Genomic DNA, 15,661 nt, shown 5'->3' on the forward strand with positions numbered 1-15,661 from the left:
ATCTGAAACTTTCTATTAAAAAAACTCATGATAAGTCATTTAGCAAAGTATGTGATAATTTCAGATCATAGATTTAAACAAGTAGAATTGATTTAAACAAGCAAAGACTAGAATAACATATCAGGACTTTTATCCATCTAAACTTGATGAGTTAAATGGATCTTAGACTAATATTAATAGTAGAAAGTATTGTAAATACAACAATAATAACAAACAGGGTATATAAGCATGATAAGTGTATTTGATATGTTCAAAATCGGCATTGGACCGTCAAGCTCACATACAGTGGGTCCAATGAAAGCGGGTAACATCTTTATCAATGATCTCGATAGAGAAGGCCTGCTCGAACGTACAGATGAACTGCGATCAGAATTATTTGGCTCCCTGGGACAAACGGGTAAAGGCCACGGCACAGGTAAAGCCGTTATTTTAGGCTTAATGGGCGAAGCACCAGACACTGTCGATACCGATACCATAGATGCAGTTTTAAAAGATGTGAGTCAAAACCAGCAACTGCTGATGGCAAATGGCAAACACGTTATTTTCAGTCGTGAATCCGGCGTTATCTACCATAGACGTAAAAGTTTGCCAGCCCACGCGAACGCTATGACCTTGTATGCCTATTCTGCTGGTGAATGTATTTATGAGAGGACGTACTACTCAGTGGGTGGCGGTTTCATCTTAGATCAAGATGAAATTAAAGCCCAAGACGCATCTCCAGCCCTACCAATCGAATCAGCTCCTTTTGATTTTGATAGCGCGGCTCAATTGCTCGAATATTGTAATAGCAATGGTTTGAGTATTTCTGCCTTGATGATGGAAAATGAACTGAGTATCGCCAATGAAGCTGATATCAGAAAGCAGCTGTGGAATATCTGGCAGACGATGACAGATTGTGTCGAACGTGGCTACCATAAAGAAGGATTACTGCCTGGTGGACTTAAACTCAGACGCCGAGCTCCGGCCATGTATCGCAGACTAAAAGCAGAAGGCAAAAACAGTGTCGATCCACTCGCCGCATTAGATTGGGTCGATCTATTTGCCCTATCTGTTAATGAACAAAATGCGGCAGGTGATAGAGTCGTCACAGCCCCTACCAATGGCGCCGCTGGTATTATTCCAGCAGTCTTATGCTACTACAACATGTTTGTTCAAGAAGTCGATAACGACATCTGTTGTCGCTACCTGTTAACCGCAGCAGCTATAGGCATTCTCTATAAGAAAAATGCGTCTATCTCAGGTGCCGAAGTCGGCTGCCAGGGTGAAGTTGGTGTAGCCTGCTCCATGGCAGCCGCCGCTTTAACCGAGATAATGGGCGGTACAGTCGAACATGTAGAAAACGCGGCTGAGATAGGTATGGAGCATAACCTAGGATTGACTTGCGATCCTGTTGGCGGCTTAGTACAGGTCCCTTGTATCGAACGAAATGCCATGGGTGCGGTGAAAGCGATTAACGCATCTCGTATGGCACTTCGTGGTGACGGTAATCACAAGGTATCACTTGATAAAGTGATCAAGACCATGATGGATACAGGTAAAGATATGCGCAGTAAATATAAGGAAACAGCAAAGGGGGGCCTAGCTGTTAATATTGTTGAATGCTAATAAAATGTTGAATGACGCTATATTAAAATGAACGTCATGATCATCAGACATAAAAAAACTCGCTTATGCGAGTTTTTTTATGTCTTTTATCCAGTAAGAAATATTCAGATAAGTGTTACCTTACCGGCAATTCGATATCGGCAAACATATTCTCTATCAATTGAGGGTCCCTAAGGGCAACCGCTTTTTCGACCACCTCTTTGGTGAGGTGCGGAGCGAAGTGCTCGATGAACTCATACATATAAGTTCTTAGGAAATTCCCTTTTCTAAAGCCTATCTTAGTCGTGCTATGTGCAAACAAGTGGCTAGCATCGATAGCCACTAAGTCTCGGTCCAAAATAGGATCAATTGCCATAGACGCTATCACACCAACCCCTAAACCAAGTCTCACATAGGTTTTCAACACGTCGGCACTGGTGGCACTAAACACCACTCTGGGTTCTAATCCCGCACTATTGAATGATTTTTCGATTTCTGATTCACGGTCGAAACCAAATACATAAGTCACTAAAGGAAAGCGACCCAGATCTTCAATGGAGATATTACTGCGAGTCGCTAACGGATGATCTCGTGTAACCACAATCGAGCGATTCCAATGATAACAAGGTAACATGATCAGATCGGAATAGAGATGCATACCTTCGGTGGCAATGGCGAAGTCGGCATCGCCTCTCGCCGCTAGCTCACTGATTTGTGAAGGCGTTCCCTGATGCATGTGTAAATTCACTTTAGGATAACGGTCGATAAAGCCACGAATGATATTAGGTAGCGCATATCTGGCCTGAGTATCCGTGGTTGCGATATTCAACTCCCCCTGATCAGGTTTAGTGTACTCTTCGGCAACCTTCTTAATACTCTCTACTTTACCTAAAATATTATTTGCTATACTTATGACCTGTTTGCCTGCCGGAGTCACATGGGTTAAATGTTTGCCGCTACGACCGAAGATTTGTATACCCAGTTCATCTTCAAGCATGCGAACTTGTTTACTTATCCCAGGCTGAGATGTATAGAGGTTTTCAGCGGTAGCCGAAACGTTGAGGTTATGATTCACCACCTCTGCAATGTATCTGAGTTGCTGCAGCTTCATCTTTTATCCTTCAATTCGACTTCTATTTAATGCTTTTTAATCGGGCTGGAATGGGAGATTAAGTATAAGAAATAGTTATAGTACAACGTGAAAATTAAATCAATATGGAATATAACATAGAGTTCACACCATTCACACGACATTAGTGCAAAGGTGGACTAAGATAACTATGCTAGAGTGTTGATTTATAGTAGCATTAATGTAATTGCATATTTAACGGTAGACCTATGATATTTACTTTGGTTCTGATCAGTATTGGCGCACTCTTATTACTCGTAATCGGAATTAATGTCATACAGCAGCAAAAAGAACGTGCAGAGGCAGAACGCCGAACTGAACTGGCTAGGCAGAGAGCCATTATTGATGAAACCGAAGAAGTACTTTCGCACACAGGTATGTTCCCCTGCTCCTCGCAGTTAGTGCAGGTGTTATACAAACGTGTCGAAGATGCTCTTGGATTAGCCGTTAACTATGCCGCCAATCAAGCTGGTGATTACCAAAGAAGACAAGCCGACATAGGTGCTCAAGTTAAGAATTTAGCAGCGAGTCCTAAGCAAGCACCTTCGATAGAAAGCTTCCGTCTGCCCGATAATGATAAGCAAATATTGACTCTGGTACAGGTACTGAAGAAGCTCAAAGCCATACTTCGTGCAGAGCATAATAAGGGTAAAGTTGATCCTGGTATTTTTGCCGAAGAAGAAGGTCGAATCGATAGCCTACAGCTCAGAATTAATGTTGATTCCATGTTATCCCGAGCAAGAGCCGCCTGCTTTATGAAACAATATGGCTCCTCAAAACAGATGGTGACCAAGGCCCTCTCGACCTTACACGCCATCAAGGCTCAAACACCTAATGACCCTTTTATCGCCAAAAAGGTCGATGAAGCAAAAGCCATGTTAGACGAGATTATGGGAGAACAAAAGCTGGCATCTCCTGTGGTCAAGCAAGTGAAAGAAGAGGAAGATATCGACGTACTATTCCAGCCAAAGAAGAAGTGGTAATAGCACAAGAGTCCTCGCTAAAATTCACCAAACACCCCAAAAAGGCTCTTACATAATATGTGAGAGCCTTTTGTTTTAAGCTGATAAACACCTTTACTCCCCCTCAAGTCTTCGAGCATTCAAGGCCATAATGTTCCCTCGGTAACGCCTCTATGGGTTACTCTCAATAATTGCTCTGCATTATTCTAATAATGCCAGTCCCCATCCGTGAGCTCGTACCTCCTGATTCCATTCATTCGTACATTTATTGGCATTTCCTCCTTCTGACCCATATGGATATGGCAAATGTCTTTGAAGCGTTGGGAACGCTAGACCTTAGAGATCACCCTCAAGCATTCAAGCTGGATCATGAAATGAGTTCTGGATGACAGAAAACAGTGACAACTCATAGATTATAACTGGAACTTCTAACCTCTAGTTTCGTAAACTGCAGACAATAAAAAGCCCCGATAAATCGAGGCTTTCTGTTAAAGGTTAACTCTGTCGGCGTTAATCTTCAGTCTTTTCGGCTTTCTTTGGCTTAGCTTTAGCTTTTGGCTTTGCTTTAGCCTTAGTAGTCGTTGCCGCTTTTGCTTTTGGCTTAGCTTTCTTCTTCGCCTCTGTCACCCACTTACCGTCGATGAATTTCGAAGTCCAGCCCGTTGCCTTACCATCAACATCGGTAGCAACGTATTGCTCCTTTGTCTTACGGCTAAAGCGAACCGATGCCTTATTACCATCATCGTCTTTAACTGGAGCGTCTGCTAGATAGGCATATTTAGGCCATAATAGCTCACGATACTTAACCAACTCTTCCACTAATGGCGCACGAGTTTCACGTGATTTAGGGAAAGTACTGGCTGCCATAAATATACCGGCAGCACCATCTCTAAGCACGAAGTAACCATCAGACTTAGTACACTTAACATCAGGTAGATGAATCGGGTCCTCCTTTGGAGGCGCAGCTTCACCACTCTTTAGCAACTTACGGGTATTCTTACATTCGCTGTTAGTACAGCCAAAGTATTTACCGAAGCGGCCATTCTTAAGCTCCATGTCATTGCTACAGCGGTCACACTCAATAATCGGGCCTTCATAACCCTTAATCTTAAATTGACCGAGTTCAACTTCATGACCAACACATATGGGGTTATTACCACAAACATGTAGCTTACGAGTCTCATCAATAAGGTAGCTGTCCATGGCAGTACCACAGATGTCACAACGATGCTTAGCACGCAATGCATCCGTTTCAACATCTTCACTGTTCTCACTCACGGCTTCTTCACCTGGAGTAAGATTCATGGTGGTTTTACAGCGTTCCTTAGGCGGTAAGGCATAGCCGGAACAACCTAGGAACACACCTGTAGTACCCGTGCGGATCCCCATAGGACGTTCACAAGTCGGACACTTGATGTTGTCAGTTGGCACCATCTCGTTCGGGCGCATTCCGCCCTCTTCCGGTGGCAGCTCTGCCTGTTCTATCTGCTTGGTAAGATCTTTATAGAAACCATCAAGCACTTTCTTCCACTTGAGTTCGCCCTTGGCTACATCATCGAGTGTCTGTTCCATGCCCGCAGTAAAGTCATAGCTCATTAGCTCCTTGAAGCTGCCGACCAGACTTTCACTGACAATCTCACCCATCTTTTCTGCGTAGAAGCGACGGTTTTCGACGCGCACATAACCACGGTCCTGAATCGTCGAAATAATCGTTGCATAGGTTGATGGACGACCGATACCACGCTTTTCTAGCTCTTTAACCAGAGAAGCTTCACCGTATCTGGCTGGCGGCTTGGTAAAGTGCTGCTTTGGATCCAGCTCTTTAAGATCTAGCTTATCGCCTTGTTCAATATGAGGCAGAGTACTCTCTTCCTCATTTTTCTTCTTGATAGCAGTTTGAACTCGAGTCCAACCGTCAAAACGTAATGTGCGACCAGTCGCTTTGAGCTCGTATTCACCGGACTTAACCGTTAAACGAGTCGCATCGTATTTTGCAGGTGTCATCTGACAGGAGACAAATTGACGCCAAATCAGCTCATACAAGCGCTGTGCGTCTCTCTCCATGTCACTCATCAAAGCGGCATGCACTTTGACATCTGATGGACGAATGGCTTCGTGAGCTTCTTGAGCTCCGTCTTTGCTACCGTAGCGGATAGGTTCATCCGGCAGATACTTATCGCCAAATTCTTTCGCTATCATCTCGCGCACGTTATCTAAGGCTTCCTGACTCAAGTTAGTCGAGTCAGTACGCATATAGGTAATATGACCAGCTTCGTAGAGTCGTTGAGCCATCATCATGGTCTTCTTGACGCCAAAGCCTAAACGGGTACTCGCCGCTTGTTGCAAGGTAGATGTGATATAAGGTGCCGAAGGCTTGCTCTGAGTCGCTCTGTCGTCACGAGCGGCAACCACAAAGCTTGACTGAGATAGAGCTGAAACAGCTTCTAAGGTTTGCTGCTCATTGACAGGATTAAATGCCTTGCCCTGAAACTTAACCACCTGCATTTTAAGCAGATCATTCGCCTGGGTATTCAATTGCGCATGAATATCCCAAAACTCTTCGGGAACGAAAGCCTTAATCTCGCCTTCTCTCTCAACAACTAAACGCGTTGCCACAGACTGAACTCGACCTGCGGATAATCCACGGGCGACTTTCTTCCATAACAAAGGCGATACCATAAACCCAACGACGCGATCGAGGAATCGACGAGCCTGCTGGGCATTTACCATATTGGTATCTAAATGCGCGGGTTTGCTGAATGCCTCTTGAATAGCGGTCTTAGTGATCTCGTTGAAGACGACGCGTTGATAGCGTGATTCGTCTCCACCTATGATCTCCTGCAAGTGCCATGCAATGGCCTCTCCCTCTCTATCCAAATCGGTTGCGAGATAGATTTTGTCGGCTTTTTCGGCTAGAGCCTGTAGCTCTTTAACCACTTTTTCTTTGCCTGGGAGTATCTGATATTTGGCTTTCCAGCCGTTATCAGGGTCCACTCCCATACGAGCAACAAGCGCTTGTTTCGCTTTTTTGCTCTTATAAATGGCTTTCTCTTCAGGAGCCATTTTCCTAACTTCAGCTGGCGTTTTAGTCGCCACTTTAGAGTCAGGACTGGATGATGTTGGTAAGTCTCTTACGTGACCTACGCTCGATTTAACAATGTAATCTTTGCCGAGATATTTATTAATAGTCTTGGCTTTGGCCGGTGATTCGACAATAACTAGCGATTTACCCATAGAATGATCTGCGCCAAAAAGTCTCAAAATGCTGTAATTTGGCTCCATATATAGAGGGTTGTCTCGATTTTTTCAAGTTAATCCCTCTTTTATTTGTACTGGTGAGCCATTTTTAACCATTTTGGAACTATTTCTAAAATAAGTGTGAAAAAAATAAATGCTTAATTAAAAACTAATATTCCATTATTAGTCATCTAGCAAGGAATTCATGTGCATTTCGATGCAAATATCACAAATTTAGCCAATTTCGCCTTACTTGTGAACAATTGAGGCTTAAGTATACTGACCTCATTTCGGCTTTACATCACATCTTAGCTTTAACTTTAGTGGATCTGGAGTAACTGGCAACACATGAAGTTCAATTCGTGAGTTGAGTGAAGCAAAAAAAATCAAACAAGTTAATAATAAAAGGTATTAAGCCTGATAAGGAAAACTAATGAAGCATTTTGAAGCTAATTTCGATGGTTTGGTTGGACCGACCCACAACTATGCCGGGCTCTCCTTCGGTAACGTTGCATCACTGAGCAACGCGGCAGCCGTTTCAAACCCAAGAGCTGCAGCCAAGCAAGGCCTACAAAAAGCCAAGGCACTCGCCGATATGGGTATGGTTCAAGGTATGTTAGCCCCTCAAGAGCGCCCAGACCTTCATACACTGCGTAGAATTGGTTTTACAGGCACTGACGCCGAAGTGTTAAACAAAGCTGCTAAACAGGCTCCTGCTTTGTTACGTGCCTGTTGTAGTGCATCAAGCATGTGGACTGCGAATGCGGCTACTGTCTCACCCAGTGCCGATTGTCGTGATGGGAAGCTGCATTTCACACCGGCAAATCTGGTGGACAAGCTACACCGCAGCATAGAACCTATCACTACTGGTAATATCCTGGCGGCGACATTCAATGACGAAAAACATTTTAGCCATCATCAACATCTGCCTGAACACGCCAGTTTTGGCGATGAAGGCGCGGCTAATCACACTCGTCTCTGTAGAGAATACGGCGAAACGGGTGTGGAGTTATTTGTCTATGGCCAGGAAGCGACCAACCCTTCGGCACCTAAGCCGAAAAAATACCCGGCAAGACAGACATTAGAAGCCTCTCAAGCCATCGCTCGCTTGCATCAACTCGATGATGACAACACGGTTTATATCTCACAGAACCCGGATGTGATCGACCAAGGCGTGTTTCATAATGATGTGATTGCCGTCGGTAATCAGAATGTGCTCTTCTATCACGAGCAGGCATTTTTGAATACGCAGAACAAGTTAAGCGAGATAAAGCAGAAGTTTGGTGACTCACCACTGCACTTCATTGAAGTACCCACAAATAAAGTCGGTATTCAAGATGCGGTGAAGAGTTATCTGTTTAACACTCAGATCATCACCTTGCCTTCGGGTGAAATGGCCATTATCGCGCCGACAAACTGTCAGGAAAATGAAGCAGTACACGCTTATCTGCAAGAAGTTGTCACCCTTGGTACCCCAATCAAGCAAGTGCATTACTTCGATGTGAAGCAGAGCATGCAAAATGGTGGTGGTCCAGCTTGTCTGAGACTCCGTGTCGCCATGAATGACACCGAAGTGGCAGCTGTTAATCAGCATACCTTGATGAATGATGTGTTATTCAGTGAGCTTAATAACTGGGTAGACAAGCACTACCGCGATCGACTCAGCGTCGAAGACCTGGCCGATCCCCAAGTGCTAATTGAATCACGTACTGCACTGGATGAGCTGACTCAGTTGATGCAGCTTGGTAGTGTGTATCAGTTCCAGAAGTAATCTTTGTAAATCTCAAAATTTAAAAAGCCCCGAAAGGGGCTTTTTATTGTCTACATATTGACAGTGATATTCGCAACTGTGGTTATTGTTCCCCCCATTCCCGTCGTATTCCCCGGAGTCTCAACACTAATGGTCATAACTCCATCTTCAGGAGTATCTGGTCCCTTAATGGCAATCACTGGACATCTGGCCCCATTACTATTATCTAATGGCCAAATAATAGGAGTCGTAGAGACGACACTGCCGACAGAGGTAACCGCTAAAATTTGGCTACCTGACGGCATAGGCTGATTGTGTAAGTCAGATATACAAAGCTCCACATAGCCTATGCTTTTTGCAAGTAGATCTAAAACATTAGCACTTGAATCTGCAGCGCCATCTGCATCAGTAATTATTGGCTGAGAAGCAATGGCTGTACTACCAGACATAACGAGTACCAAACTTCTTCTCACATAGGTACTGGTACTTAAGCCCATTTCAGATGCACAAGCCACATGGGGAGCATCGACTGAACAAAGTACGCCGTTATACACTCCGTCTTCTAGATCAAATACTCCTCCACCATCGAAATCGATAAGCTCTTCTAAAGCGCCACCACCAACCCCAGCACCCTGGGCAGGATTAAATAAGCCATCTTCATTAAAATCTTCGAAAGGCTCAGCGAGATCAAAAGGTAAGCCAGCAGTATTTAGCCCGTTAAAAGCAACAACTTCACTGGCATCGAATCGACCGTTACCATTGGTATCGGCAAATGACTCTTCACCATTGGCTGTCGCAGTCACGGTGACACGTCCACCTATTGGCTGACCAAGATAATAATTTTCTCTCACATCATAATACTGAAAATTCTGTGGGTCACCCGCCGGAACCGCTAAAGCAGCGACTTCAGCACCAATTGGGCGTGGGCTCTTACTCTGCCAAATTACGCTACAGCCACCATCGACTGTGACACAAGAATCCTGAATATCACCACCTTCGGTTCTGAACGTCACTGAGGTGCCATTTGGCACACGGTTGTTAAACGCATCGGATAATCGTGCGGTTATCTTGACTTCAGTTCCCTCTAAATTCCATCCTTCAGGATTAAGGTTTGAAGCAGAGAGAGAAAAACTGTCTTGGTCTGGAATACCTGTGGTGACAACAAGCTCAGTAGATTGACTGGATATAACAGGGTCAGATCCATTGATTGTACCCGTTACACGAATAACCGTAGCCACAGTACCTGAACGTATAACAGTTTGTACTAAACCTTGATCATTGGTTGTAGCAGTTAAGGGATCGAAAGTAATTCCACCGACACTTGTGTTTAGCTTGAAATCAACCAGTTGATTGCTCACAGGCAATGCATTGGTATCTAAAACTTTAAATACCACAGTAGAAGACTCTGGCAAGCCAGTTCCTAAGAGACCAATTTTTGAAGGAGCCACTGACTCGAATACAATGCTACCAATACTGGCTGGTAAGATATTAATACTGGTGCTTGCAGATAAACTCAAACCGCCGGCATTAGCAGTCACGTTAATTTGATCGTCACCACTACAACCTTGTGCCAGGTAAGTACTCGATGCCAGCCCGTTAACCGCGGTAACAGGATTACTTAAGATAGCTTGAGGAGTCGGAAAAGATGCACACGTTGAAGTGAAATTAACTTCAACGGGTTGAGTAAATGGATTTCCATCGCCATCTTGAAGCTTCACCGAAATCGTCGCCGTACCACCTGCAGACAACTGAGTCGTTGATATTGACGCAATGCCTACAGCAAATGGATCGCCACTGCCCATAAATACATTAGTTGCACCAACGACGACAATAGCCTCGCCTTCTTCACCTGTTTCAAGGGAAGCTACGACCTTACCAGCACCTAAATCAGTTCCAGCATAGATATCGACAATAGCAACACCATCGACTGTGACAGCCGCATCAACGGGAATTTCACCTTTTATCGATGTGAATGTCACAATCACAGGTTTACTCGTGCCCGATACCGTAGCAACTAACTTGCCAGGCTTTGTTGTCGAGATTGTGTCGGTAGCATTTCCGGCAACATCAGTCAGAGTTAATACCACTAAGGCTCCGCCACCAGCTTCACCACCGTCTCCGGCCATATTAAAGCCTATGGAGACTGGACCACTGACCGTATTGGCAACGCTAGCTTCTACATTACCAGCACCTTGTACATTTGATGTTGCCAGCTCTATGGTTGCAACGCCATCAGAATTGGTGAGAGCTGTGCCTGTTCCAGGGGTAAATGAGCCAAGAGTTGGATCGGAAAGCGTAAAAGTCACCAATACCCCCGACATCAAGCCTGTTGCTGAACTCGTGACCGTTGCGGATACTGACGCTGGTGTCAGCGCGCTTATGTTTGCATTGGAAATTGACAATGAAATTAAAACAGTTTCTTCACCCGGTGCTGGATCGGGATCTAGTGGGTCCGCAATATCTCCTCCTCCACTACAGGCGACCATGAAAAACGACCATAAAAATACGATAAAAGACTTGTAAACTGACTTCATGTCAGACTCCCTGTTACTCAATATGTAATTTTAAGCGAGGCGCTCATTACTTATAGGACAAGATTACATAATTTTCCTGTTACTTATCCATAACTTTATTGATTTATTCCACCAAAGTCACAAAAAAGTTTAACTCTTATATCGTTTCATCAATCTTCGTTTCTTGTTAGGCTTACCACCGCAAATTGAAAAGCATAATAATTATACAGGAAGCACTATGGCTGTAACTCAAGCAAAAAAACTCGGACTCACGAGTAAAATTCTTATTGGTATGGGTGGAGGTATTCTATTTGGATTACTGCTCAGAAACCTTTTCCCCGAAAGCACATTTATAGACGAATACATCACCCAAGGTTTCTTACATGTCATTGGCACCATATTCGTCTCAGGATTGAAAATGTTAGTGGTGCCTTTGGTATTTATTTCATTGGTATGTGGTACATGTTCACTGAGTGATCCATCCAAGCTAGGCAGACTCGGTGGTAAGACCATCGCCTTCTATCTATTCACTACGGCCATAGCCCTGTCTATGGCTATCTTAATTGCCATAATGATCCATCCGGGTAACGCATCACTGGTCAGTGAAGGCCTTAGCTTCAATGCAAAAGAAGCCCCTAGCCTTGCAGAAGTGATCATCAACATAGTGCCTACAAACCCACTTCAGGCAATGAGTGAAGGCAACATGCTTCAAATCATCCTATTTGCGGTGATATTTGGTTTTGCTATCTCTCATATTGGTGAACGAGGAAAACGCGTTGCAGCCCTGTTTAACGACCTTAATGAAGTGATAATGAGGGTAGTTACCCTTATCATGCAACTTGCGCCATATGGTGTGTTTGCCTTGATGGCAAAACTGGCACTCACTTTGGGTCTCGAAACCTTCGGCAGTGTATTGAAATACTTCTTTGTCGTCTTAGGTGTCTTGTTACTTCACGGATTCCTTGTTTACCCAAGCTTGCTTAAAGTGTTCTCAGGCTTAAACCCCTTTACCTTCATCCGCAAGATGCGTGATGTTCAGCTATTTGCTTTCAGTACGGCAAGTTCAAACGCAACCTTGCCAGTGACCATAGAAACAGCCGAACATAGACTCGGTGTCGACAATAAAATCGCTTCATTTACCTTGCCTCTTGGTGCCACCATTAACATGGACGGTACCGCCATCATGCAAGGTGTTGCTACGGTATTTATCGCTCAGGTTTATGGTGTCGACTTAACCATCACAGACTATGCCATGGTCGTTGTAACTGCGACGCTTGCATCTATCGGTACCGCAGGCGTACCTGGTGTCGGTCTTATTATGTTAGCCATGGTACTTAATCAGGTGGGTCTTCCTGTCGAAGGCATCTCGCTGATCATAGGTGTCGATAGACTACTCGACATGGTCCGCACCGCAGTCAATGTCACCGGCGACACAGTTGCCACTGTGGTTATCGCTAAGTCTGAGGGGGGCCTCAATGAAGAGATCTTTAACGATACCCAAGCAGGAAAGACTGCCGGTAGTTTCAGAGAGCAAGTAAAAGGGCCTGAAATCCAGTCCTAGCACATGTCATATTCAGGGTGCCCTACAGGGCACCCTAGACATCACAACCCAGGCTTTAATCCGTGACCTACACGGAAGTAAGAAATGCCCTAATGATGCCGGGAGTATCCTCGGCACATGGCGCTCTTTAAGAAAAGTACATAAGTGTTCCAGACACAAGGCAGGTTTTAAACCGTGACCTACAAGGAAGTAGGAAATGCCGTAATGATGCCGGGAGCATCGTCGGCACATGGCGCTCTTTAAGAATAGATTGCTTAAGTGTTCCAAACACAACGCAGGTTTTAAACCGTCCATGGAAACCTGCATAATTGTTCCAGACACAAAAAGGCGTCCAATTGGACGCCTTTTTTATGTTTGCTTGTTAACAGGTTTATTCGTTATAAGAGAGTTATCTCTCCCAGTATACCTCTTCTAGGCTGTCTTCACGTTCAGGCAAGCCACGTGACAGACGCGGACTGTGCTGTGCTAATACCTCATAGGCAACACGGTTAGCATACTTACAGATCTGTGAGAATGAGGAGTAACATAGGCCATCACGCTTATGTTTACTAGATCCTGGCACATTGGCCTTATGGAAGGTGTTCGACGCAAGATCATGCAAGAGTGCAGACAGTGCACCGTCACCAGCACCATTGGTGTTACGAATTTTCTCTGGGCCGCCCATATAGGGTGAGATGTGGGCGTAGACCTTAATCGGCTCATCACAGGCCGATTTAAGCTTAGGGCGTGAGAATTCATAGCGATTAAACTCAGGGATAGAGCCTGGTAACAGGGTATTGCTGGTCACACGCTTTTCAGCATCTTCGGTATAGCCTGCCGTATAGAGGCCGATAGGGCCAGCAGTGGTCAATACCATATCACACAGCTCAAGGGCTGCTTCACTGGCCAGCAGCGGATCTTTAAAACCGGTAAGGGCTTCACCTTCATCTTCATTCATTGCCAGAATAGTCACATTCTCTAAGATAAAAGCTCTCCACCAGCTAGGATCTTCTTCGATCAAGAAACGAGTACCTAAGGTCAGCACCACAGGAACTCCGACCTCTTTGGCATATTCAATCGCCGTTAAAGCCGCTTGGGTCATCTGGTCATCACCACTGGCTCTCATCAAGTAAGCCGTCAAAACCAGTGCCGATGCTCCTTGTACAAGATCTTTATCTATGTACTCAGGGGTTAATTTATCCATCGAGCCCTTGCTGATGGCAAAAGTACGCTCACCACACTCAGATATCAGAGTGAAACAGCGGCCTATAGCACCATCAACGGGTTGTAGATAATTTAAATCGACCTTAGATGAAGTGTTACACAGATAACGATAGGCATAGCTGCCTACCTCAATATTATTACTCATCACACCAAATAACACAGATCTGTCATCGGCGAGAATAGAATAGTTGTGTACCGTATTACCTATGGTGCCACCGGCGAATTCATCACTGATTAAATTGTGTTGCTTCAACTCAGAATACAAAGCATGGGCATTAGCGTCATCAATCAGAGTAGAAGAGCCTTTAGGAAGTTTATATCGCTCGAGAAGTTCATCGGCGACTTTAGCCTCTATGTCCACCAAGGTCTGATCGATCCCGGTAATATAAGTGGGGAATCTAAGCGGTTGCTGAGTGAGCTGAGCCAATAACGGGTCACGGTTTTGGACGGGGAAATAGTGCTTGGACTTTCGTTGACCTGGAAACTTCATTGTGTGCTCTCAACCTTTGGCAACATACTGGAGACCGATTAAAATAAATCGACCATAACGGAAATATAGTTCAAAAAAACTGGCTCTATCAATCAGAGCCAATATAAACGGCGGCAGATCCTACCACACGCAGTGATATACGCCAGTATCCGCTAGAGTATTTCCCCTTTTTAGGGATAGATTTTGAGAGTCTGATGCTGTTTGCTCAGTTCTAACACAAAGTTAGCACCAACCTTGGCTCTGCTGCTTCACTAATGTCACTAACAGCGCCATATGTGCAGGATTAGTATTAAGGCAAGGAATGCACTCATATCTCTCTCCCCCAGCGTTAATGAACGTCTCTTTACCGCCGATAGAAAGCTCTTCTAGTGTTTCTAGACAATCTGCCGCAAAAGCTGGGCTGATAATATCCACCGATTTAACCCCTTGAGCCGGCAAAGAAATCAATGTCTTGTCGGTCTGCGGTGTGAGCCACTCCTCTTTACCAAATATCGACTGGTAACAAAGCTGCCATTGGTCCTGGTTTAAACCCAGTTCTTTGGCCAAAAGCTCAGAGGTTTTCTCGCAATGCTGCTGATAAGGATCGCCCTCAGTCACATATCTAACCGGGATCCCATGAAATGACATCAAGAGTCTGTCGGCTTGTCCATGCTGCTCCCAATGGGATTTAACCGAACTGGCCAAGGCCGAAATATAGCCAGGGTGCTGATAATATTCTTTGTTCATACGGGTTTCAGGGACTTCTCTCCATCCCTTAAATTCAGTGGCTATGGCATCTGACACTGCCGCCACGGTTGAGCAAGAATATTGAGGGTATAGAGGCAGAATGATAATTCTTTTGGCCCCTTGTGACTTGAGTTTATCCAGCCCCGAAGTCAGTGAAGGCGTGCCATAAGTCATACCCAGTTCCACTGGTATGCTCTGGCCGAACTCTTGCGCTAACATGCTGGTGAGTTGCTCTCTTTGACGCTGGCTCACCACCATCAAGGGCGAGCCTTCATCCCACCATATGGACTGGTAGAGTTTTGCCACCTTAGACGGGCGAAAGTTAAGTATAACGCCGTTGAGAATAGGCTTCCAAATAAGGGGGTTAAGGTCGACGACTCTGGGGTCGCTCAAGAACTGCTTTAGAAATGAACGTACATCTTTTGTCGTTGGTGTATCGGGTGTCCCTAAGTTAACCAGAAGCACACCGAATGCTGGGGTAGTTTTGCTCAAAATCACTCTCTTAT

General features: G+C 44.9%; 9 protein-coding genes. 4 read left to right on the forward strand and 5 right to left on the reverse strand.

The genetic code is table 11. The features are described from left to right. Positions 1 to 228 precede the first annotated feature (228 nt). Positions 229 to 1,605: an L-serine ammonia-lyase gene (locus tag SVI_RS13070; protein WP_013052037.1), complete on the forward strand. Its 1,377-nt coding sequence runs from the start codon at positions 229 to 231 to the stop codon at positions 1,603 to 1,605. Between the two features lie 115 nt (positions 1,606 to 1,720). Here SVI_RS13070 and cysB read toward each other — a convergent pair whose 3' ends face one another. After that, complete coding sequence (gene cysB, locus SVI_RS13075; protein WP_013052038.1) at positions 1,721 to 2,695, reverse strand: HTH-type transcriptional regulator CysB; 975 nt, start codon at positions 2,693 to 2,695, stop codon at positions 1,721 to 1,723. Positions 2,696 to 2,922: 227 nt separating this feature from the next. On the opposite strand from cysB, the gene SVI_RS13080 reads away from it, so the two are divergent. Continuing rightward, positions 2,923 to 3,696, forward strand: a complete 774-nt coding sequence (locus SVI_RS13080) for a hypothetical protein (RefSeq protein WP_013052039.1) — start codon at positions 2,923 to 2,925, stop codon at positions 3,694 to 3,696. Between the two features lie 489 nt (positions 3,697 to 4,185). Here SVI_RS13080 and topA read toward each other — a convergent pair whose 3' ends face one another. Continuing rightward, the gene (gene topA, locus SVI_RS13085) at positions 4,186 to 6,909 is read right to left on the reverse strand and encodes a type I DNA topoisomerase (RefSeq protein WP_013052041.1); all 2,724 of its coding nucleotides are present in this window, start codon (positions 6,907 to 6,909) and stop codon (positions 4,186 to 4,188) included. Positions 6,910 to 7,345: 436 nt separating this feature from the next. Here topA and astB point away from each other — a divergent pair, with 436 nt between their 5' ends. Beyond that, on the forward strand, positions 7,346 to 8,683 hold the full coding sequence (gene astB, locus SVI_RS13090) for an N-succinylarginine dihydrolase (RefSeq protein ID WP_013052042.1): 1,338 nt from the start codon (positions 7,346 to 7,348) through the stop codon (positions 8,681 to 8,683). A gap of 50 nt (positions 8,684 to 8,733) precedes the next feature. On the opposite strand, the gene SVI_RS13095 is transcribed toward astB, so the two are convergent. Further along, entirely contained in the window at positions 8,734 to 11,196 is a 2,463-nt protein-coding gene (locus SVI_RS13095) for an Ig-like domain-containing protein (RefSeq protein WP_041419937.1), read from the reverse strand. Between the two features lie 217 nt (positions 11,197 to 11,413). Between SVI_RS13095 and SVI_RS13100 the strand changes: the two genes are divergently transcribed. Beyond that, entirely contained in the window at positions 11,414 to 12,736 is a 1,323-nt protein-coding gene (locus tag SVI_RS13100; protein ID WP_013052044.1) for a dicarboxylate/amino acid:cation symporter, read from the forward strand. Between the two features lie 388 nt (positions 12,737 to 13,124). On the opposite strand, the gene SVI_RS13105 is transcribed toward SVI_RS13100, so the two are convergent. Both SVI_RS13105 and hemH read right to left on the reverse strand, forming a co-directional pair. Continuing rightward, positions 13,125 to 14,429, reverse strand: a complete 1,305-nt coding sequence (locus SVI_RS13105) for an inosine/guanosine kinase (protein ID WP_013052045.1) — start codon at positions 14,427 to 14,429, stop codon at positions 13,125 to 13,127. Between the two features lie 222 nt (positions 14,430 to 14,651). Continuing rightward, entirely contained in the window at positions 14,652 to 15,653 is a 1,002-nt protein-coding gene (hemH, locus tag SVI_RS13110) for a ferrochelatase (protein WP_013052046.1), read from the reverse strand. Between the last annotated feature and the right edge of the window lie 8 nt (positions 15,654 to 15,661).

The sequence above is a fragment of the Shewanella violacea DSS12 genome, from assembly GCF_000091325.1.
Classification (GTDB): Bacteria; Pseudomonadota; Gammaproteobacteria; order Enterobacterales; family Shewanellaceae; genus Shewanella; species Shewanella violacea.